This is a genomic window from Streptomyces sp. NPDC025833 (assembly GCF_055558055.1).
Genome location: NZ_JBVHNF010000013.1, coordinates 55,911 through 76,519, shown reverse-complemented (window position 1 = coordinate 76,519; position 20,609 = coordinate 55,911). Strand labels below are relative to the sequence as shown.

Sequence of the window (20,609 nt, the reverse complement as noted above, 5' to 3'; positions counted from 1 at the left end):
CCCCCTCCGCCGGGCCGGATCCGGCACCACCGCACAGTACGGGAAGACGAGAGATGCACGACGAGACCTCCCTGTGGCGCGAGAGCGGACTGCGCCTGTCCGGGTTCGGACACTACTACCCACGCCTCCTGGTCGAGAACGAGAGCGCCGAGGAGCCCGCGGGCAACGCGGTGGACGAGGCCGTCATCGGCCGGCTCGACGTCCGCAGCCGCCATGTGGCGGACGAGGAGGAGACCCCCGCGTACATGGGGGTGCGCGCCGCCCGCGCGGCTCTGGAGCAGGCCGGCGTCACGCCCGACGAGGTGGACCTGGTGGTCCTCAGCAACTGGACGGACCGCGAGTTCGTCCCCGAGTGGGCCCCGTACACCGCCCATCTGCTGGGAGCGGACCGGGCGCTGGCCTTCGACGTGTGCGGTGCCTGTACGGGGTTCGTGCACGGGGTCCAGACGGCGGCGGCGTTCTTCGGCACACACGCCGACTGGCGGCACGCGCTGGTCGTCTCCAGCGAGCGGTTCTCGCGCCGGGTGCGCCCCGGCAGCAAGGGCGAGCTGATCGTGGGCGACGCGGCCGGCGCGGTCGTGCTCTCGCGCGGCGCGGAGCTGGACGCGGGGCTGTGGGACTCGCTGCTGATCAGCGACGGCTCCGGCCGGGAGACGGTCACCGTCTACCCGCCCAACGGCTGGATCAAGAGCAGCCGCGAACTGGTCTCCGTCGCGGCCGACTCCCACGCCGACCTGGCCACCCGGATGCTGGCCCGCTCGGGCACCGAGATGGACGAGATCGACTGGGTCGTACCGCACCCCGGCACGGGTCAACTGCACACCGCCGTACGGGAACGCCTCTCCATCCCGGAGGAGCGCTTCGTCACCAACTACGAGACCCGGGCGAACACCGGCAGCGCCTCGGTGCCGATCGTGCTGTCCGAGATGTTCCGTGACGGCCGGCTGAAGCCCGGTGACCTCTGCTACACGCCCACGGTGGGCTCCGGCTGGTACTACGGGGGGCTTCTCTTCCGTGTCTGAGCAGCCATCACCTTCCCTACAGCAGTCCGGTGTTCGCGGCACCGCCCTGGTCACCGGCGGCAGCCGGGGCCTCGGCGCGGCCATCGCCCGCCATCTGGCCTCCGTGGGCTGGCACACCGTGATCTGCGGGCGCGACCCGGAGAGCCTGGACGCCGCCGTGAAGGCGGCGGCCGACGACGGGCTCGCCCTGCACGCCGTGCGGGCGGACGTCACCGACGAGCGGTCGGTGGCCGCCCTCTTCGAGCGGCTGGCCGAGAACGCCCCGCCGCTCGGGCTCTGCGTCAACAACGCGGGCAACAACTTCTCCCGCCGCCTGGTGAGCGTCAGGGAACGGCCCGACCGGCCGCCCCAGCTCTCCCCGCATCCGCTGGAGGACTTCGAGCGGGTGGTGACCTCCCTGCTCACCGGCACCTTCCTGGTCGGCCGCCACGCGGCGCAGACGATGCTGGCCGCCGGCACACCCGGGGCCATCGTCAACATCTCCTCCACCGTGCGCAACGGCGCGTACGGGCAGTCGGCGTACTGCGCGGCCAAGTCCGGCGTGGAGGCGCTGACCCGCACCTGGGCGACCGAGCTGGGCGAGTACGGCATCCGGGTCAGCGCGGTGGCGCCCGGAGTCATCGACGGCGAGGCGCTGCGCCGCCGCTCGGCGGCGAGCGAGCGGCACGCGGCCTACATGGCCGACCTGCGGCGCCACGTGCCGCTGCGCCGCTGGTGCGACGAGAAGGACGTGGCGGAGGCGGTCGCCTTCGCCGCCGACAACCCCTCGGTGACCGGCACGGTACTGGAGGTCGACGCGGGCGGGCTGCCCGCCCGCGTCCTGCCCCCGGCCGACCGGGCACCCGCAACGAGCACGGCGGCCGCGACGGCGGACTTCCCCGAGAAAGCGGAGAACACAGCATGACCAGCGGCTTCGCACCCACCCTGCTTGAGGGCAGGACCACCTTCCTGACCGGCGCCAGCAGCGGCATCGGCGCCGTACTGGCGACGATGCTCGCCGCCCACGGCTCCCGGGTGGCGCTCATGGCCCGCAGCGAGAAGGAGCTGCGACTGCTGGCCGAGCGGATCGAGGCGGACGGCGGGCGGGCGGTGGCGGTCCCCGGCGACCTCACCGACGCCGACAGCGTGCGCGCCTCCGTCCGCGAGGCCGAGGAGCGGCTCGGCCCGATCGACCGGCTGGTGCACTGCGCGGGCGAGGCCCGCAACCAGGCGTTCCTGTGCGACCAGGACGAGGACCAGTGGATGGCCACCCTCGACATCAATCTGCTGGGGGCCTTCCGGGTCGCCCGTGCGATCGTGCCGGGGATGATGGAGCGCCGCGAGGGCAACATCGTGATGGTCTCCTCCATCGCCGGAAAGCGCGGGCTGCCCGCCAACACCTCGTACTGCGCGTCGAAGTTCGGGCTCAACGGCATGACGCAGGCACTCGCCTCCGAGCTGGGCGCCTTCGGCGTGCGGGTCAACGCGGTCTGCCCCGGGCTCACCGACAGCCCGGCCGCCACGGACGGCGAACGGTACGGCGACCCGTTCATGGCCGCCATCGCCAAGCACCACGGCCCCCCGGACCTGACCTGGGAGCGGTACCTCAAGCGGGCGGTCAACAGCACCATCCTGCGCCGTCTGGTGCGCCCCGAGGAGATCGCCGCCCAGGTGCTGTTCCTGCTCTCCGACCTCTCCGGCGGGATGACCGGGCAGGCCGTCAACGTGGACGCGGGGGCTCTGTGAGCGAGGAGTACGGCCGGGCGGGGGGCGAGCCGCCGCCGGGGCACCTGCCCGCCCCGGCGGCGCGCCCCTGGGCCGCCGGCCCCCGGGACGCGCTGGTCACCGGCATGGGCTTCTGTCTGCCCGGCGCGGGGGACGAGCCGGTGCGCACGGCCGAGCAGGTCTGGGCGACGGCATCCACCGGGACGAGCCACGTCGAACGCGACGGCTTCCACCACGGGACCGTGCGCGGGGCCCGGGAGGCGTTCGGGGAGCTGCTGCCGGACATCCCGACCCGCTACCTGCGCAGCTACGCCGACGTCCACCTCTACGGGATGGTCTCGCTGGTCGAAGCCTGCCGGGACGCCGGACTCGACCACACGGCGGGCGAGTTGCGCGGCGCGGACGTGCTGACCGCGCGAGCGGGGGTGGACAGCAACTACGACAGCTACCGCGCCTGGCACGACGCCGATCCGGCGACGGTCAGCCCGAAGGACGCCAAGTCCCTGTTCGTACGGCTCCTGGTGGCGGGCACCTCCAGCGATGTCGGCCCGGTCCAGGCCGCGTTGCTCGGTTCCACCGGCGCCAACTACACGGTGAGCTGCGGCTGCGCCTCCTCCTCGGTACTGCTCGGCCTCGCCCGCACGATGATCGCCACGGGCCAGAGCGACCTCGTCGTCGTCACCGGGGTGGACCGCTTCGACACCGAACGGGTGCTGCACGGGCACCGGTTGCGGGAGGTCGTCGAGCGCGAAGCCGTCACCGTGCGGCACAACGACGATCCGCCGGCCGCGCCACGCCACGACCGGCCGATGCGCCCGTACGACGCCGCGGGCGACTGCATGAACTACGGCGACGGCTCGGTGACCCTGATCCTGGAGAGCCGTGCACACGCCGCCGCACGCGGTGCCCGGGCGCACGGGGCGGTCCTCGGCCAGGCCACCACGCGCTCCGGGCTGAACAGCGCGGTCGCCATCGACACCAGCGGCACGGGGCTGGCCGAGGCGGCCCGCCGCGCGCTGGACGACCACACCTCGCTGGAGCAGGTCCCGTACGTCAACGGGGGCGGGGAGGGCGACGCGCTGTTCACCCGGATCGAGGCCAACGCCGTCCGCACGCTGTGGGGCGAGAAGTCCGGTCAGGTGCTGGTGAGTTCGCAGGAGGCCTGCTTCGGGCACAGCGGCGCGCCACTCGGCAATCTGGGCACGGCACTGACGCTGATGATGATGCGCGAGGGGGAGGTCTGCCCCACCGCCAACTGCGCGACCCCGTCCCCGGTCTGCTCGTTCGACCCGGTGCCGGGAACGAAGACGCGTGCGCTGGAGTTCGACCGGGCGCTGAGCTTCAACTACCAGGTGGGCGGGGTCAACAGCGCGCTGCTGCTGGGCGGTGGCGATGCCTGCTGAGACACCTCTGCTGCGGCTCGCCGGCGCCGGGTTCGTCCTGCCGGGGCCGGACGGCCGCGCCTGCACCGACCCGGACACCTTCTGGCGGGTGGTGCGCGACGGGACGAGCTGCCTCTCCCCGTACGCCCATCCCGAGCTTCCCCTCCGGATCGCCGGAACGGTCGACGGCTGGGACCCGCAGGCCGAACTCCCGCTTTCCGAGCGGCAGATACGACGCTCTTCACGCGCCGGGCTGATGGCCACGGGCGCGGTGCACCGGGCCCTGGAGCAGGCCGGGCTGAGCGCCGCCGACCTCGACCCGGAGCGCACCGCGCTCGTCGCCTGCTCGCTCCAGTTCGCCTTCCCGGAGACCGAGCGCTACTACGAGCTGGCCCGGGACAAGGGGGTCGCCGCCCTCGGCATGGAGTACTGGCTCAACGGCACGCCGCCCAGCGTGATCGGCACCGTGGCCTCCGGGCTCCAGCTCCCCTGCCAGACGCTGAGCGTGGCCGGCTCCTGCAATGTGGCGCTGCGGACGCTCCACCTGGTCCAGCAGATGTTCCGGTGCGGGGACATCGACCGGGCCGTCGTCGTCGGCGTGGACACCACCGTGGACCCGGTGTTCGTGGCCGGCACAAGCCACACCGGGCGCAGCGGTTACCGCGCCTCCTCGCTCTCCGCCGACCCCGCCGACGTCCGGCCGCACGACGAGATCCAGACCGGCAACGCCACCGGGGAGGGCGCGCTCGCCGTCGTCCTGGAGGACCCGGCGGCGACCGGGGACCGCCCGGGGCTGCTGCACCGCGCGCATCTGCGCACCTCACGCTCCAACGGCCCCTCCACCGTCGCCACCGGCCCGCCCGCCAACGTGGTGGGCGACGTGCTGGCCACCCTGGCGTCCGCCGGGCGCGGGCTGGGCGATCTGGCGTTCGTCAACGACTACGCGGACGGCAACCGGTTCGTCGAGGACCACCTGTGCCAGGCGCTGGCCGGGGTACGGGAGGCGGCCGGGTACGACGGCGAGCTGCTGCTGACCAACCAGGAGGCGGTCTTCGGGCACGTCGCCGGTACCGGCGGCCTGGTCAAACTCCTCGGCAGCCTCCTCATGCTGCGCCACGGCCGGATCGCCCCCAGCGCCAACACCCTGACGCCGTACGCGGGTCTGCCGGGCGATCCGGTGCTCGCGGGCGGTCTGGCGACCGGGGGCGACAGCGCGCTGGTGCTCGCCTCCGGGGCGGGCGGCGACGCCACCAGCATGGTCATCGAATACGAAGGCGGCGACTTGCCATGACCCATGTACACAGCACGGCGACACGGCCCGGGACGGCCGTGGGAGGGGACCCGCTGCGGGCGCCGGTCGGCGCCCGCCTGGTCGTCGACGCCGCCGGGGCCCCGGGCACTCCGGTCGACGCCCTCACCGGCGCGCTCGGCGCGCTCGGCCTCGACCCCGAGGCCCCCGAAGGCCCCGGGGCTCCCGGGACTCCGGGCACCGGCCGCGCCGGCACCGCGGAACCCGCCCCGGCCGCCTACTGCGCGCTGCTGCTCGGCGAGGAGGCGTACGGCGCGGAGCGCTCGCCGGGCCTGGACCGGGCCCGCGTCCGGGCCGCCGCCCTGGCGATGGCGGCGGCGGGCCGGGGCCGCCTGGTCCTGGTGACCGACGCGACGGGCGAGACGCACGCCGGGACCGACCCCGACCGGCACGCCCGGCTCGCCGCCGACCGGGCCTGGTGGCAGCACCTGGTCACCGAGGTCGCCGGGCGCGGCGTCATCGGCAACACCGTGGCCACCGGCTACTCCCCCGACCTGGGCCACCGCCTCTCCCCCGTGGCCGAGGCCGGGCTGCTGCGCTATCTCGTGCAGCGCCGGGCCACCACGGCCGCCGACGTGGCCGCCACCGTGGCCTTCCTGGTCTCCGAGGGGTGCTCGTACCTGGTCGGGGAGACGCTGCCGGTCGACGGGGGCGCGGGGCTCGGCCAGATCCCGCCGCTGCCCGCGGGACCGCCCGCCGCCCCCGCGCCGCGGCGCAGCGCCGCGGCCGAGCAGCCGGCTCCGGAGCCGGTCACCGGCCAGGACCTCCTGGGCCAGACGGTCCTGGTGGCGGGGGCCAGCAGCGGCATCGGCCGGGCCGCCGCCCTGCATCTGGCGGGGCGCGGGGCGGACGTGGTGCTGGCGGCGCGCCGGACGCAGGCGCTGGAGGAGGTCGCCGCCGAGATCGAGGCCGGGGGCCGCCGGGGGTGGATCCTTCGCTGCGACCTCTCCGACCCCGAGGACGCCGCATCGCTCGGCGAACGCGCCTGGAAGACCGCCGGCGGCGTCACCTCCCTGCTGTACGCGGCCGGGCACCTGGGCTTCAGCGCGGTCGGCGGCGACCCGGCCTCCGCCGCCCGGACCTTCGCCGTGAACCTGCACAGCTTCGTCGCGGTCACCGAGTACCTGGTGGCCCGCTGGCGGGACGAGGGGACGGCGGGCGCGGTGGTCGGGGTCTCCTCGGTCAGCTCCACGCTCAGCCCGGTCGCGGGGCTGGAGTACTACGGGGCGAGCAAGGCGGCGATGGCGCAGTACATCCGGTGCCTCGCGGTCTCGGTGGCCCGCCACGGCATCCGCGCCAACTGCGTGGCCCCCGGCATCATCGAGACGCCGATGGGCGACGCGGCGGGCCCCGAGCACCGGCGCGGCTGGATCAGCCGGATACCGGCCGGGCGGGTCGGCGACCCGCGCGAGGTGGCGGCCGTCCTCGGCCATCTGCTCAGCGGATCGGCCGCCCGGGTGACCGGTGCGGTGCTGCGCGCGGACGGCGGCTTCGGCCTCGGGGACGTGGCGCCGCTGCGGCCGGGCTACCCGGAGCCGGCGCTCTCGCAGCCCGCCTCGTCGGACGCGGCGGAGGGGGAGCAGCGGTGAGCGCCGCGGAAGTGACGGGCGGCCCTCCGGTCGCCCTCGTCGCCGGCGCCTCCTCCGGCATCGGGGCCGCCGTCGCGCGCCGCCTGGCCGCGCGCGGCAGCGTGGTAGCGCTGGTCGGGCGGCGGGAGGCCGAGCTGAAGGAGGTCGCGGAGTCGATCCGCGAGGCCGGGGGGACCGCGCTGACGCTCGCCCTGGACCTGGCCGAGCCGGGCGCCCCCGCCGAGGCGGCCGCCGCCACCGCCGCCGTGCTGGGGCCGGTCGGGCTGCTCGTGTGCAGCGCGGGCGCCATCCGGCTGGCCGCCGTCCACGAGACCGAGGAGCGGCACTGGGAACGGCAGTTGCGGGTGAACCTCACCGTGCCGTTCCTGCTGGCCCGCGAGGTGCTGCCGGGGATGCGGGAGCGCGGGTACGGCTGGATCGTGAACATCGGCTCGGGCGTGGGCTCGGAGGTGGTGCCGGGCAGCGGCGGCTACGGCGTCAGCAAGCACGCCGTGCACCGGCTGACCGAGCTGATCCATGAGGAGAACCGCGACCTCGGCGTCCGCGCGGTCACCGTCGCCCCGGGCTGGGTCTCCACCCGGCTCGCGGCCCGGCCCTCCGACCTCGGGGTCCCCGAGGACGAGGTGCTGGACGCGGAGGACATCGCGGACACCGTCGCGTGGCTGCTGGACCGGCCGGCCCGGATGAGCGTGGGCCCCCTGGTCCGCGTCGAGCCCTCGGCGAGCCGGGCCGCCGCCGGTGATGCCATGACCCGCCATCTGAACCGTTCCCGCGCCGAGGGCGCCGGGCCGGTTGCCGAGGAGAACCGCTGATGGGCAGGACCACCCTCGTCGAGCACGACGTACCGGTGGAGATGCGCGACGGAACGGTGCTGCGGGCCGATGTGTGGCGGCCCGCCGAAGGACCGCCCTCGCCCGCCGTCCTCTTCCGCACCCCGTACGGCAAGTCCACGCTGGGACTTGCCACGCTGACCCCGGCCCAGTGCGTGGACCGGGGGTACGCGGCGGTCGTGCAGGACAGCCGGGGCCGGTTCGCCTCGGAGGGCGAGTGGGCCCCGCTGGACTGGTCGCGGGAGGGCCCGGACGGGTACGACACCGTCGAGTGGACGGCGCGGCAGCCGTGGTGCGACGGGAACGTGGCCATGGCGGGCACCTCGTACCAGGCGATCGTCCAGTGGCTGGCCGCCATGGAGAAGCCGCCCCACCTTCGGGCCATCGCGCCCGCGATGTCCACCTCCGCGCCCTTCGACGCCGAGCAGCTGGGCGGCTCCCTGCGGCTGGACCACCTCACGAGCTGGCTCGGTCTGACGGCGCTGGAGTGGGTGCAGCGCCGGGCCGCGGCGGGCGACCCGGTGGACGCGGCGGTCGTCGCCGAGGCCGTGCAGCTCCTCACCACCCCCGAAGTACCGCTGCGCCGCTGGCCGTTGGCGGCCGTCCTCGACTTCGAGGGGTTCCCCGGCCGGCTGCGGGACATCTTCGCGGGGAAGGTGGCGACGGTGGCCGACTACCGTCTCGGCGAGGTCGGCGTGCCCACCTTCTCGGTGGGCGGCTGGTACGACGTGTTCTCCTACGGCACGATCGAGCTGCACCGTGCCATGCGCGCCCAGGACCCGGTGGCGGGGCGGCACGAGCTGGTCGTCGGGCCCTGGGTGCACTCCGGTCAACTGCCGCAGGTGCAGGGCGAGGTGAACACGGGCCCGTACGGTTCGGCGCAGGGCGCGCGGCTGGGCGATCTGCATCTGGACTTCTTCGACCGCCATCTGCGACCGGCCGGGGACGACGCCGGGCCGGCGGCGGGCGGTGGCGTCCGGTACTTCCTCTTCGGCGACGACACCTGGCACCGGGCCGAGAGCTGGCCGCCGCCCGAGGCGGTGGACGCCTCCTGGTACCTGGCGGGTCCGGAGGGCGGCGAGGAGGACGGCCGACTGCTGCCCGAACCTCCTCAAGGGGGCCCGGGACAGGACGCGTTCACCTACGACCCGGAGAACCCGGTGCCCTCGCACGGCGGACGGGTGCTCCAGCTCGGCCGGCTGGCGGCGGGTCCGCTCAACCAGGCGCACCTGGAGAGCAGGCCGGACGTGCTCCTCTACACCTCCGAGCCGCTCACCGAGGCGCTGGACGTCGTCGGCCGGCAGCGGCTGCGGCTCCACTTCGGCTCCGACGCGCCCGCCACCGCCGTGGTCGCCAAGCTCACCGACGTGCACCCGGACGGCCGCTCGCTGCTGGTGGCCGAGGCCAGCCTCCGGCTGGAGCGCGAGGAGGGCGCCCCGCCCGACGAGCCGTACGACGCCGATCTGCTGCTCGGGGACACCGCATGGCGCTTCGCCCCCGGACACCGGCTGCGCGTCCACGTCACCAGCAGCAACTTCCCCCACCTGGACCGGCATCCGAACATCCCGGGTCCGATCGGCGAGGCGGAGCACTCGCGTCCCGCACGGCAGACGGTCTGGTACGGCGGCCCGTACGAGAGTGTGCTGCGGCTGCAGGTCCTGCACGCCGAGAGCGCCGGGGAGAGCGCGTGAGCGAGGACGTACTCGATCCGGCGTCCGCCGCCGTGCCGACGGCCGAGCAGTGCGTCCTCGGCCCCCTGCTCCGCCGCCGCGCCGCCGCCACGCCGACGGCTCCGTACGCGCTGATGCCGGACGGCGACACCTGGACGTACGCGCGCACGCTCCGGGAGACCGAGGAGGCGGCCGCCGCGCTCCAGGCGCTGGGCGTCGCCCGGGGCGAGCTGGTGCTGAGCTGGCTGCCCAACGGACCGGACGCGCTGCGCGTCTGGTACGGGGTCAACCTGGCGGGCGCGGTCCTGGTGCCCCTGAACGTCGCCTACCGGGGCGCGATCCTGCGCCAGGTGATCGCCGACAGCGGGGCCGAGGTGCTGGTCTGCCGGCCGTCGCTGGCGGCCCGGCTGGAGGAGACGGACGAACGTGCCGGGTCGGTGCGCACGGTGGTGCTGCTGCCGGGCCCCGAGGACGTGCCGGAGGAGGTGGCGGCGCTCGCCGCGCGGCTCTCCGTGCGCTACCGGGTGGAGACCGGGCTGCGGGCGGACCGGGCGGAGTTCACGGAGCCGGTGCCCGCGCCGCGGCCGTGGGACCCGCAGACCGTCGTCTACACCTCCGGGACGACCGGCCCCTCCAAGGGGGTCGTCTCGTCCTACGCGCACCTGTACAGCAGTTGCACCGCCGCCTTCCACGGCATGGCCGGACCGGAGGACCGCTATCTGCTCCAACTGCCGCTGTTCCACGCGGGCGGCACCATCGGGGCGTACGGGATGCTGGTGTACGGAGCTTCGGTGACGGTCGTGCCCGCCTTCACCACCGGTGAGTTCTGGCCGCTGATCCGCCGTACGGGAACGACCCTGTGCACGCTGCTCGGCGTGATGGCGACCTATCTGCTCAAGGCACCGCCGCTGCCGCAGGACACCGGGCATCCGCTGCGGGCGGCCTACGTCATCCCGTTCACCGAGGGCGCGACGGAGTTCTCCAAGCGGTTCGGGGTCTCGGTCCGCGCGCTGTTCAACATGACCGAGGCGTCGTGCCCGGTGCTCTCCGCGCCGGACCGGCACCCGGATGTCCCGATGCACTGCGGGCAGCCCCGGCCGGGCGTCACCGCCCGGGTCGTCGACGACCACGACCGCGAGGTGCCGGACGGCGAGGCGGGCGAACTGGTGCTGCGGGCGGACCGGCCGTGGTCGTTCCTGACCGGCTACCTGGGGCGGCCGGCCGAGACGGCCGCGGTCTGGCGCAACGGCTGGTTCCACACCGGGGACACCTTCCGGCGCGCCCCGGACGGCGGGCTGCTGTTCGTGGACCGCAAGAAGGACGCGATCCGCCGGCGCGGCGAGAACATCTCGTCCTTCGAGGTGGAGGCGCAGGCGGTGGCCCACCCGGGGGTGCTGGAGGCGATGGCGGTGGCCGTCCCCGGCGACGAGGGCGAGGACGAGGTGCTGCTGGTGGTGGCGTTCCGCGACCCGGCGGCCCCGGTCGACCCGGCGAACCTGCTGGCGTTCCTCCGGGAGCGGCTGGCCCACTTCATGCTGCCGCGCTACATCCGGGTGCTGCCGGAGCTCCCGAAGACCCCCACCGGCAAGCCGACCAAGCACACGCTGCGCGCCGAGGGCGTGGTGGCGGGGACATGGGACCGCGAGGCCGCCGGTATCCGCATACGCAGGGAGAAGATCGTATGAACCAGGAAGCGATCGACGCGGGCCAGGAGCTCGCGGCCGAGTGGGCGGGGGCGGCGACCGAGTCGTTCGCGGACTTCGCCGACCGGGTGGACGGCAAGGAGGACGTACCGCTGCGGGCCTCGCTGGCGGACGGGGTCGCCACGCTGACCTTGGACCGGCCGCGCCGCCGCAACAGCCTCGATCTGACGCTCTCCCGGCATCTCCTGCTCGGCCTGATGTCCGCGGGCGACGACCGCCGGGTGCGTACGGTCGTGATCACCGGGAGCGGCGGGGCGTTCTGCGCGGGCGACGACGTGGGGAGCGTACGGCGGTGGCGGCTGGGCGACCGGGTGGACACCCCCTTCGACCCGGTCACCTCGGACGCGCACTACCTCCGGGTCTGCGAGGCGATCCTGCACCTGCCGAAGCCGGTGATCGCGGCGCTGACCGGTGCGGCGGCGGGCGCGGGGGCGGAGATCGCCTGTGCGGCCGACTTCCGGCTGGCGGACACCCGTGCCTCGATCGGCAGTTGCCTGGCCGGGGTCGGCCATGTGGGGAACGTGGTCCTGATGTCCCGGCTGACCGGTCCGGCGCGGGCGACGGAGATCTACCTCACCGGGCGGATGGTGTCGGGGGACGAGGCGGTGCGCCTGGGCCTGTTCGACCGGCTCTGCGCCCCGGAGGACTTCGACCGCGAACTGGCCGAGCTGGCCGGCCGGTTCGCCGCGCTGCCGACCGCGTCGGTGGGTCTGTTCAAGGAGTTGCGGGAACGGAGCTGGGGGCAGCCGGCGGAGTACGGGCTGCGGCTCCAGGACGCGTACCACCTGAAGACGCACGCCACGGTGGCCGACGCCCGCGAGGGGATGGCCGCCTTCACGGAGAAGCGGCCGCCCCGCTTCACCGGCGGCTGACTGGCTCCCGGGCCTGTCCGCGGCGGGGCCGCCGACGGGCCCGGCGGAGCCGTCCGCCTTCGCGGCCACGACGGAGGGAGTATTCTGAATCTGATGAATAAAGCGCGGCACCACCTCCCGGCGGCCTCGCCGCCCCCTCCCCCGCCCGCGCCCCAGCCCCCGCCCGGCGGCCTCGCCGCCGACCACGACGAGGAGTCCGTATGGTGACCGGCCCCGAGAGCCGGACCCCCGCCGGGTCCCGGGTCGAGGAGACCGCGCACAGCCTCGACGTCTCCGGCGCCCGGCTGCACTACTGGACGGCCGGTGCGGCGGACCGCCCGGGGATCGTCCTCACCCACGGTGCCGGGACCGACCACCGCATGTTCGACCCGCAGATCCCGGCCCTGGTGGACGCGGGCTACCGCACCCTGCGCTGGGACGTGCGCTACCACGGGGCGTCCGCCTCCGGCACCGGCAGGTTCCGCACGGCCTACGCGGCGGACGACCTGGCGGCGCTGCTGGACGCGGCCGGGATGCCCCGGCCCGTGGTGCTGCTGGGCCAGTCGATGGGCGGCAACATCGCGCAGGAGTACCTGCGCCGGCGGCCCGACGAGGTCTCGGCGCTCGTCGTGATCGGCTCCACGTCCAACACCCTGCCCATCACCCGGCTCGAACGGTTCGACCTGGCCCTCTCGCGCCTCCTCATGCGACTGGTCCCCTACCGCCGGCTGACCCGGTCGATGGCGCGGGCATCGGCCGATGACCCCGGGGCCCGGGAGTACCTGCGCGAGGTGTTCGCGGCGAACGGGCGGCGCTCCCTGCTCACCACCTGGGACGGCATGACCCACGCGATCGACCCCTCCCCCGGCTACCGCGTCGAGAAGCCCGAGCTACTGATCTGTGGTGAACACGACGGCACGGGTAACATCCGCTCGGCGATGGAGCGGTGGAGCGAACGCGATCCCCACAGCGAGTTCCATGTGATCCCCGGTGCCGGACACGTCGCCAACCTGGACCGTCCCGACGAGGTCAACCGGCTGACCGTCGCCTTCCTGAAGGCCTGAGACCCCGACGAGACCATGACTGACCACGACTGCACATCCGACGCGGGGCCCCGCCCGGCCTCCGGCTCCGAGGGGTTCAGCGACGCGGAGGCGTCCTTCATCAGCGAGATGGGCTCACTGATGGAGCGCTGGGGCCTCCCGCAGGCCACCGGCCGCCTCTTCGGCTACCTCCTGCTGCGCAACAAGCCGGTGGACCTCGACACCATGACCCGCGAGCTGGGCCAGGCCAAGAGCGGACTGAGCGTGGCCGCCCGCCAGTTGGAGGCGTGGACCCTGGTGCGGCGCTCCACCCGGCCCGGCAGCAGGCGGATCGACTACGAGGCGGTGGGCGACCTCCAGCACCTGCTGCGGGTGAACAACGCCTACATGCGCAAGTTCACCGAGACGCTCAGCTCGGGCATCCCGGTGGCCCGCGGGGAGGCCCGGGACCGGCTGGCCTCGCTGGCCGGGCTGTTCGGCGGGTACGTGGAGCAGACCGAGGCGCTGGTGGCCGAGTGGGAGGCCCGCCGCTCCGCCTCCTGAGCCGGCACGCCCCGGGTCCTGACGGCGTGCGCCCGTCGACCCGGCCGCTTCTCCCTTCCGACTTCCGACGGAGTGATCGTGAACGTCTCGTGCGGCCTCGTGCCGAGCAACGGAACAGCGGCGGCCAGCGCCGTGGCGGACCCCGCCGCCCCGGCCCGCCCGCCGGTCGTGGACGCCTGCTCGCTGGTGTACGACGACGCGGGCTGGCGGGTGTACCTGCACCGGCTGGGCGAGAACGCCCCCGAGTACCTGGACGTCTTCTCGGCCTCGTTCTGCCGGTACTTCGGCGCCCCGCACCCCGCGTACCGCGACGCGCTGGCCGTGCGCTGGCAGGACGCGGTGGACGTGCTCCTGCCGCCGGACCGACCGCCCTTCGACCTGGCCGCGTATCTCGCGGACCGGCGACGGCAGGGCGTGACGCGAGAGTTCGCCATGGGCTCGGCGGAGCGGCTGCCGGACGGCCGGACCGTGAACGCGTGGCTGCTGGAGACCGTCCGGGACGTACGCGACCGGGTCCACGTCTGGGCCGGGATCTCCCTGCGCGACCCGGCCGACGCACTGCGGGAGCTGGAGCGGTCCCTGGCGGCGGGGGCGACGGGGCTGTGCGTGATCCCCTTCCTGGACGGCACCGACGCGGCCGATCCGCGGTTCGCCCCGGTCTGGGACGCGGCGGCGTCGGCACGGCTGCCGGTCTGGCTGCACACCGGCCACCATTTCGCCCGGAGCCACCCCAGCGGCCTCGGGAGCTGGCGTACGGTCGAGGCGCTGGCGGGCCGCCACCGCGAGCTGCTGCTCGTCGCCGGGCACGCCGGCTGGCCCGATGTGCGGGAGACACTGCTCACCGCCGCCCGGCACCCCGGGGTCTACCTGGAGTTCTCCTCGCACCGGCCCCGGCACATGCCCAAGCCCGGCTCGGGCTGGGAGCCGCTGCTCCACCACGCCCGCGGACTGGCCCGCGACCGGGTCCTGTTCGGCACCTCGACCTGGGTCAATCCCGGGCCGACCAGGCCGCTGGCCGACGAGCTGGCCGCGCTCCCGCTGCCGGACGACGTGGTCACCGCCTGGCTCTCGGGCAACGCCGAGGCACTGGTCGCCCGATCGGCCGGGGCGTACTCGGGCTGAGCGACGCCGGGGAGCCCGCAGCCCGGGGCAGGGCGCCCACGACCCCGTCCCGCGGGTGGACCGCCCGCGGCCCCGCTCCTCCAGAACCCCGGCCACCGCGGCGACTCGACCGCCGCGCGCCGCCCGGCAGCCCCCGCCCGCGGATCGCCCCCTTTCCCCGCCCCGCACGGCAGCCGCCGACCCTGACAGACCCGCCGGGGACGTCTCCCGATGTGCACCCTGAACGAGGAGCTGACGGATCGGGCCGGACCGGTGGGTCCGGCTCCGGGGCGGTGTCGTCCCTGGCCAACGCCGTGGCAGCGGGCTAGGACCATACCTTTCACCTGCATAATGTCGTGCATACTTTTTGCGGGCGAGGTACGGCGTTCCGGCTGGGCCGCACTGACCAGGGGACATCCAGACATGGGCACCGGTACACCGGCCACCGGCGGCTTCGGCGCGCTTCTGCACGGGCTGCGGACGCGGGCCGGGCTGAGTCAGGAGGCACTGGCGCATGCCGCGGGAGTGAGCGTGCGGGCGCTGTCGGACATGGAGCGCGGTCACTCCCGGGGACCGCAGCGACGTACCGTGCAGGCGCTGGCCGCGGCCCTGGGCCTGGACACGGCCGGTGCCTGCGAGTTGGAGCACATCGCGAGCCTGGGGCGTCCCCGACGGGCCCCCGCGACGGACGTCCCGCTCCCCGCCGCCGTACCGGATGTCATCGCGCGGACCGGCGCGCCCGATCTGCTGCCGCGCGCGCCGCGCGGCTTTCACGGGCGGGCGGCGGAACTCGCCGCTCTGTCCCGCGCTGCCACGGGCGAGGCGCCCGTCTGTGTGGTCATCGGGCCCGCCGGGGTCGGGAAGACGGCCCTCGTGCTGCATTGGGCCCACCACGGCCGTGCCAGATTCCCCGACGGGCTGCTCTACGCCGACCTGCGCGGCTTCGCCGACACGGGTGAGCCGGCCCTCCTGGAGGTGCTGCGCGAGTTCCTGCCGGCGCTCGGGGTGCCGCGCGGCCGGGTACCGGAGTCGGAGAACGGCGCGGCCGCGCTGTTCCGGTCGCTCGCCGCCGACCGCCGGTTCCTCGTGGTACTCGACAACGCGCGTGACTCCGAGCAGGTCAGGCCGCTCCTGCCGGGCGGGCGCCGCTGCGTCACCGTCGTCACCAGCAGGCACCGGCTGCCGGGGCTGATCATCACCGACAGCGCCCGGCCCGTCGCCGTGGACGTCCTCGGGCCCGAGGACGGCACGATGCTCCTGGCCGGGGTGCTCGGCCGGGAACGGGTGGCCGCGGAGCCGGTGGCCGCGCGCCGGCTGGCCGAGCTGTGCGGCGGGCTGCCCCTCGCGCTGCGGGTGACAGCCGCCCGGCTGGCGCAGCGGCCCGGCTGGTCGCTGGGCGCGATGGCCGCCGAACTGTCCGACGAGACGCGTCGGCTGAGCCTGCTGGACGTGGAGGACACGGGCGTGCGAGCGGCGCTGCGCGTGACGCTGCAACAGCTCCCGTGGCAGGTCTCGCATCAGTTCGCCCATCTCGGCTGCCACCCCGGTACGCACGTCGACCGGTACGCGGCGGCGGCCCTGGCGGACACGGACCCGGCAGCCGCCGAGACCTCCATGGAGCGGCTGGCCGTCGCGCACCTCGTCACGGAGACGGCGCCCGGCCGCTGGACGATGCACGATCTCGTGCGGCTCTACGCACGTAGCCTGGACGCCGGGCCCGATGCGCTCAAGCGCGTGCTCGACCACTACATCACCACGGCTCTCGCGGCCATGGCGGCGGCCGAGCCCGGCAACGAGGAGTGCTTCCCGATGCCGGCGGACTACCTGCCGCCCGCCGCCGTGCGGGAGTTCGGCGACCGGTCCGCCGCCGTGGCCTGGTACGCCGCCGAGAGGGACGACCTCACGCTGGCGGTGGCCGCGGCTCGCGCCGCCGGACTGCACGGCAGGGCCTGGCGGATCGTCCTGGCGCTGTGGCCGCTGATCGTGTGGCGCGTAAGGGACGGCTGGGTCCCGCTCCTGGAGACCGCGCTCGAGGCGGCACGGGCCGACGCCGATCAGCACGGCGAGTCACGCGTGCTGAATGTGCTCGGATGGGTGCTGACCGAGGAAGGGCGCATCGCGGAGGCGCTGACTCGCCTGGGGGCCGCGTCCGCGCTCGCCTCCCGGTCGGGTGACGCGGTGGCCGAGGCGAACGCCCTGATCGTTCTGGCCGTGGCGCAAGCGGCGCTCGGCGGCCTGGACGAGGCCGCGGACGGATGCGAGCGGGCGGTGGAGCTGGCCCGCAAGGCGGGCGACCGGACCATCGAGAGACTGGCCATGCAGCACCTCGCCCGGCATTGGGCCGACGCCGGGAAATGGCGCCAGGCCCTCGACATGACGACCGAGGCCCTGGCCTTCGACGAGCGGTCGGCCACGGCCGACGTGCCTCGGGTACTGCTGCTCATGGTGAGGGGAGAGGCGCTGCTGGGGCTCGGGGACGAGGCCGAGGGCATCCGCCAACTCGACCTGGCGGCCCGGGAGGCGGAGTCGTCCGGCTACGAGGACGGCGCGGTACGGGCACTCGGCGTGCTGCTGCGGGTATCGGCGGACGCGGGACTCCAGGCACGGTACGACGCGGCACTTGCGCGACTGACGAAGCGGACGTGAGCCGGGGCCCGGAGCCCGGCAGCATGGCACGCGGCGGGCGAGCCCGACCGCCCCGCTCAGGTGGTCAGGTCAAGGTCGGCGTACAGCAGGTGGTGGTCCGAGTACGCGGTGGGGCGGACGCGGTGTCCGGTGGGCGTGATGCCGCGCAGGAAGACGTAGTCGAACTTGAGATGCCAGTCGGTGGTCGGTTCGCAGGCGTCGGCGGGCCCGGGACGGCACCGCGGATCAGCCTCCGCAGCCAGGCTCCACAGCCGGGTCAGTTCGTCGGCTTGCGGCACGGCGTTGAAGTCGCCGAGAACGATGGCGCGGTCGTAGCGGGCGATCTCCGCGGTGAGCACTCCGACCTGTTCCGTCCGGACCGCTTGCTGGCTCCACTGTGCGAGGTGGGTGTTGAAGACCCGGACGGGCCGTCCGTCCACCCGGGTGGTGACCGCCATGTACCCGCGGTCCTCCGATCCTCCGTCGGGGTACTCCACGCTGACCGGGTCGGTCATCGGTGCGGCGGAGAGGACCGCCTGGCCGAAGGCGCCCGGGCTCCATGGCTTACCACCGCAGCGGCCCCAGTTCCGCAGCACCGTCCCGTACTCGACGTGGTAGTGCAGCCCGTAGAAGATCCTCAGGTAGCCGCGCAACCTCTCGACGTCGCGCACGCACGCTTCCTGCAGACCGATGACCTGAGGCGCGTAGGTGGCGATCTGTGCCGCCCGGTCGGCGTTGCTCTTCCCGCAGGGGTTGCAGATGTTCCACGTCATGACGCGGTTCGGTACGACGTCCTCGGGGGCATCGGCAGGCAGTGCCCTGGCCAGAAGGGCACCGCTCGGCCCGCTGGGGCCGACCAGCGCTATACAGACCACGATCACAGCCCCCGCGAACAACCGCGTGCCCCGTGCGAACACCATCGCCTCCTGTCCGGTGATTCCGGCGTCGGGTCACCGGAAACCGCAGAATAGGTCCGGCATGCCCCCACCGAGGCCGATCCGGCCAGGAAGTGGGCGTCCAGGCGCGCGGTTCATGCCCCGGTGTCCCTTGAAGTCGCCTCATCTCCACGGGCCGTGTGCAGGCCGAGGATCGCCGACCGCGGCCATGAGCAGCAGGGTGGTTCGCACGGAGGCGGCGACGCTTGTGCTGGTAGCGACGGCGATGCCGAGGGTCGGGCCGATGTCCGTCGCGGTCTGCTTCAGGCCGCCGACGGCTCCGGCGAGGAGGCCGCCGGACGCCTGTGTGGCCGGGCCTTACCTGTTCGCCAGTTCGGTAATGAGTCGGCGGTACGTCTCAAAGGCCGGCTTGGGGGTGTAGTCGTCGTGCAGGAGGCCGAAGCGGTGGAAGAGCCCGTCGGCGCCGCTGTCGGCGTCACGCAGGGCGAAGAACGAGTAGCCGTCGATGTTCAGGTCGGCCGCGCGGGCGGCCACGGTCCGAACGACGGTCTCGAGGACCGCGGCCTGTCGCTGCTCGGAGCGGTCGGGGCCGGTGGGCCAGCCGTTCTCGCAGACACGGATGGGGACGGTGGCGGGGACGCCGGCCCTGGGCAGATGGGTGCGCCGGAAGGCGGTGAGGACCGCGGTGACCGCTTCCGCCATTCGGTCGGCGGGGACGGGATGGAAGACGTCGGGGAAGAAGTCCAGGCCGACGTAGTCCAGGCCGGCCAGGAAGCGCGCGTCGGCCCGGGCGGCGAGCTCGGGCCAGAAGGTGTCGGCCGGATCGAAGGTCGGCACGGCGTTGAAGCCGACCGCCGGAGTGTGACCCAGGGCGCGGGCCTCCTGTTTGGCCGCGACGACGCCTTGGACGAGGGCGTCCAGGACGTTGGGGATGCTGCCGTCGAGGGCGGGCAGGTCGACGTTCGGCTCCTCGCAGATCTGCAGGGATGCCAGGTGGGGTCCGTAGGTCCGGACGCTTTCGCGGACGAACTCCGGCCACCCGTCCAGTCGTCCCGACGGCTCGCGGAACTGCAGCACGAGGTCGAGTTTGCGCCCGCGCCGCAGGTAGGCCTGCGGATCGGCGGGCGTGGGCGGTTCCGGCGGTGTCACGGTGGTGGCGAACGAACGGTAGGCGCGGACCGACAGCGTGGGGGTGTCACCCTGCAGCGTGTCGAGTGCGTCGGTGATGCGGTCCGGCAGGTCCGGCCGGACCGGGTGAACGATTCCCTTGTCGTCACCCAAGAGCCCGCCCGGATAGATGCCGAAGGTCAGGGTCATGACCGTCCCCCAAAAAACTTGGTGTCACTACAATTTTGGTGTGACAGTACCATTCCACCGTGGGACTTCGAGAGACCAAGAAGCAACGGACCCGCACGGCGATCGCCGACGCGGCACTGGCACTGTTCCTGGAGCACGGCTTCGACCAGGTCACGGTCGCCGATGTGGCACGGCACGCCGGCGTGTCCACCAACACCGTGTTCAACTACTTCTCCACCAAGGAGGACCTCTTCTTCGACCGCCAGGCCGAGGCTGAGAGCCGTCTCGCCACGCTGGTGCGCGACCGGGCGCCCGGCACCTGCCCGGTGGAGGCCGTCCGGGACGACCTGCTGACCGCCCTGCGGCAGAACGAGCCCATGATCGGGCTCCACCCCGGCGCACTCACGTTCTGGCAGGCCATCCACGACAGCCCCGCACTGCGCGCACGCGAACGCGAGATCGGCGAACGCGCCGAGGCCGCCCTGGCCGTGGCTCTGGCCGAGCACCCCGCGGCCACCGCCACGGGACCGGACGACACCGACCCGTCGATGCCCGCGTTCCTCGCGGGCGCCATCGCCGGGACGCACCGGGCAGCCCTGCGCGAGCTGCAACGCCGCATCATGTCCGGCGAGTCACCGGCACGTGCCCGCGACGCGGTCGCCCCGGCAGCGCTCCGCGCTTTCGACCGGCTGTGCCTCGGTCTGCACGCGGGCGCGGCCGACCAGAGGTCGTAGGAACGGCAGTTCTCGGCCCTTCGCGGAGGACTGGCAGTGGGGACCCCGCCGTTTCACCGGGGACGGGTCCCGCCACCGGGACGCCATCGCCCTCCTCGGCGCCGGCTCAGACCACGTCAGGGCCGCGCCGCGGGAACCGAGTGCACACCGTCCGACTCAGGCATGTCGGGGACGACTGTGCGACTTTGAGAGGGGGCCCGTACGGCGTCCCCGGGCGGCGGTACGGGAACGGGGCATCCAGGCGTCCGCCGTCCGCCGGGTCCGCGAGGAGCGTCCGTGCGGTCGTTCCGCTGGTCCCGGCCGCCTGCGGG

At 74.1% G+C, this 20,609-nt stretch carries 17 protein-coding genes; 15 read left to right on the top strand and 2 right to left on the bottom strand.

The features are described from left to right. The first annotated feature begins 53 nt into the window (after positions 1-53). The 14 genes from ACZ4K2_RS23850 to ACZ4K2_RS23785 all read left to right on the top strand — a co-directional run bounded on the left by ACZ4K2_RS23850 (position 54) and on the right by ACZ4K2_RS23785 (position 17,393). Entirely contained in the window at positions 54-1,022 is a 969-nt protein-coding gene (locus ACZ4K2_RS23850; protein WP_467475801.1) for a ketoacyl-ACP synthase III, read from the top strand. After that, positions 1,015-1,926, top strand: coding sequence for an SDR family NAD(P)-dependent oxidoreductase (locus tag ACZ4K2_RS23845; RefSeq protein WP_467475802.1), 912 nt, complete (start codon positions 1,015-1,017; stop codon positions 1,924-1,926). Before ACZ4K2_RS23850 ends, ACZ4K2_RS23845 begins: the two co-directional genes overlap by 8 nt. Next, a complete protein-coding gene (locus tag ACZ4K2_RS23840) occupies positions 1,923-2,747 on the top strand; it encodes an SDR family NAD(P)-dependent oxidoreductase (protein WP_467475803.1) in 825 nt (274 codons plus the stop codon). The genes ACZ4K2_RS23845 and ACZ4K2_RS23840 overlap by 4 nt, the downstream gene beginning before the upstream one ends. Continuing rightward, complete coding sequence (locus ACZ4K2_RS23835) at positions 2,744-4,129, top strand: beta-ketoacyl synthase N-terminal-like domain-containing protein (protein WP_467475804.1); 1,386 nt, start codon at positions 2,744-2,746, stop codon at positions 4,127-4,129. The genes ACZ4K2_RS23840 and ACZ4K2_RS23835 overlap by 4 nt, the downstream gene beginning before the upstream one ends. Next, positions 4,119-5,399 (top strand): beta-ketoacyl synthase, encoded by a 1,281-nt coding sequence (locus tag ACZ4K2_RS23830; protein WP_467475805.1) that lies wholly within the window; start codon positions 4,119-4,121, stop codon positions 5,397-5,399. The genes ACZ4K2_RS23835 and ACZ4K2_RS23830 overlap by 11 nt, the downstream gene beginning before the upstream one ends. Beyond that, positions 5,396-7,006 carry an SDR family NAD(P)-dependent oxidoreductase gene (locus tag ACZ4K2_RS23825; protein WP_467475806.1) on the top strand — a complete coding sequence of 537 codons (1,611 nt, stop codon included), beginning with the start codon at positions 5,396-5,398 and terminating at the stop codon, positions 7,004-7,006. The genes ACZ4K2_RS23830 and ACZ4K2_RS23825 overlap by 4 nt, the downstream gene beginning before the upstream one ends. Beyond that, positions 7,003-7,818: an SDR family oxidoreductase gene (locus ACZ4K2_RS23820; RefSeq protein ID WP_467475807.1), complete on the top strand. Its 816-nt coding sequence runs from the start codon at positions 7,003-7,005 to the stop codon at positions 7,816-7,818. The genes ACZ4K2_RS23825 and ACZ4K2_RS23820 overlap by 4 nt, the downstream gene beginning before the upstream one ends. Continuing rightward, positions 7,818-9,527: a CocE/NonD family hydrolase gene (locus ACZ4K2_RS23815; RefSeq protein WP_467475808.1), complete on the top strand. Its 1,710-nt coding sequence runs from the start codon at positions 7,818-7,820 to the stop codon at positions 9,525-9,527. The genes ACZ4K2_RS23820 and ACZ4K2_RS23815 overlap by 1 nt, the downstream gene beginning before the upstream one ends. Next, positions 9,524-11,191 (top strand): AMP-binding protein, encoded by a 1,668-nt coding sequence (locus tag ACZ4K2_RS23810; RefSeq protein ID WP_467475809.1) that lies wholly within the window; start codon positions 9,524-9,526, stop codon positions 11,189-11,191. The genes ACZ4K2_RS23815 and ACZ4K2_RS23810 overlap by 4 nt, the downstream gene beginning before the upstream one ends. Next, complete coding sequence (locus tag ACZ4K2_RS23805; protein WP_467475810.1) at positions 11,188-12,081, top strand: enoyl-CoA hydratase/isomerase family protein; 894 nt, start codon at positions 11,188-11,190, stop codon at positions 12,079-12,081. The genes ACZ4K2_RS23810 and ACZ4K2_RS23805 overlap by 4 nt, the downstream gene beginning before the upstream one ends. Before the next feature lie 200 nt (positions 12,082-12,281). Then, positions 12,282-13,124, top strand: coding sequence for an alpha/beta fold hydrolase (locus ACZ4K2_RS23800; protein ID WP_467475811.1), 843 nt, complete (start codon positions 12,282-12,284; stop codon positions 13,122-13,124). A 15-nt stretch (positions 13,125-13,139) separates the two neighbouring features. Next, the gene (locus ACZ4K2_RS23795) at positions 13,140-13,646 is read left to right on the top strand and encodes a GbsR/MarR family transcriptional regulator (RefSeq protein WP_467475812.1); all 507 of its coding nucleotides are present in this window, start codon (positions 13,140-13,142) and stop codon (positions 13,644-13,646) included. A gap of 78 nt (positions 13,647-13,724) precedes the next feature. Beyond that, entirely contained in the window at positions 13,725-14,768 is a 1,044-nt protein-coding gene (locus tag ACZ4K2_RS23790) for an amidohydrolase family protein (protein ID WP_467475813.1), read from the top strand. A gap of 402 nt (positions 14,769-15,170) precedes the next feature. Further along, on the top strand, positions 15,171-17,393 hold the full coding sequence (locus tag ACZ4K2_RS23785; RefSeq protein WP_467475814.1) for an ATP-binding protein: 2,223 nt from the start codon (positions 15,171-15,173) through the stop codon (positions 17,391-17,393). 56 nt (positions 17,394-17,449) lie between these two features. Here ACZ4K2_RS23785 and ACZ4K2_RS23780 read toward each other — a convergent pair whose 3' ends face one another. Both ACZ4K2_RS23780 and ACZ4K2_RS23775 read right to left on the bottom strand, forming a co-directional pair. Next, on the bottom strand, positions 17,450-18,292 hold the full coding sequence (locus tag ACZ4K2_RS23780; protein ID WP_467475815.1) for an endonuclease/exonuclease/phosphatase family protein: 843 nt from the start codon (positions 18,290-18,292) through the stop codon (positions 17,450-17,452). 333 nt (positions 18,293-18,625) lie between these two features. Next, entirely contained in the window at positions 18,626-19,585 is a 960-nt protein-coding gene (locus ACZ4K2_RS23775) for a hypothetical protein (RefSeq protein WP_467475816.1), read from the bottom strand. A gap of 59 nt (positions 19,586-19,644) precedes the next feature. Here ACZ4K2_RS23775 and ACZ4K2_RS23770 point away from each other — a divergent pair, with 59 nt between their 5' ends. Further along, complete coding sequence (locus ACZ4K2_RS23770) at positions 19,645-20,298, top strand: TetR/AcrR family transcriptional regulator (protein ID WP_467475817.1); 654 nt, start codon at positions 19,645-19,647, stop codon at positions 20,296-20,298. Positions 20,299-20,609 lie beyond the last annotated feature (311 nt).

Coding starts and splice junctions, on each gene's coding strand:
- ACZ4K2_RS23850 (WP_467475801.1), top strand. CDS start 54: ATGCACGACGAGACCTCCCTGTGGCGCGAGAGCGGACTGCGCCTGTCC.
- ACZ4K2_RS23840 (WP_467475803.1), top strand. CDS start 1,923: ATGACCAGCGGCTTCGCACCCACCCTGCTTGAGGGCAGGACCACCTTC.
- ACZ4K2_RS23830 (WP_467475805.1), top strand. CDS start 4,119: ATGCCTGCTGAGACACCTCTGCTGCGGCTCGCCGGCGCCGGGTTCGTC.
- ACZ4K2_RS23825 (WP_467475806.1), top strand. CDS start 5,396: ATGACCCATGTACACAGCACGGCGACACGGCCCGGGACGGCCGTGGGA.
- ACZ4K2_RS23815 (WP_467475808.1), top strand. CDS start 7,818: ATGGGCAGGACCACCCTCGTCGAGCACGACGTACCGGTGGAGATGCGC.
- ACZ4K2_RS23805 (WP_467475810.1), top strand. CDS start 11,188: ATGAACCAGGAAGCGATCGACGCGGGCCAGGAGCTCGCGGCCGAGTGG.
- ACZ4K2_RS23800 (WP_467475811.1), top strand. CDS start 12,282: ATGGTGACCGGCCCCGAGAGCCGGACCCCCGCCGGGTCCCGGGTCGAG.
- ACZ4K2_RS23795 (WP_467475812.1), top strand. CDS start 13,140: ATGACTGACCACGACTGCACATCCGACGCGGGGCCCCGCCCGGCCTCC.
- ACZ4K2_RS23785 (WP_467475814.1), top strand. CDS start 15,171: ATGGGCACCGGTACACCGGCCACCGGCGGCTTCGGCGCGCTTCTGCAC.
- ACZ4K2_RS23780 (WP_467475815.1), bottom strand. CDS start 18,292: ATGGTGTTCGCACGGGGCACGCGGTTGTTCGCGGGGGCTGTGATCGTG.
- ACZ4K2_RS23775 (WP_467475816.1), bottom strand. CDS start 19,585: ATGACCCTGACCTTCGGCATCTATCCGGGCGGGCTCTTGGGTGACGAC.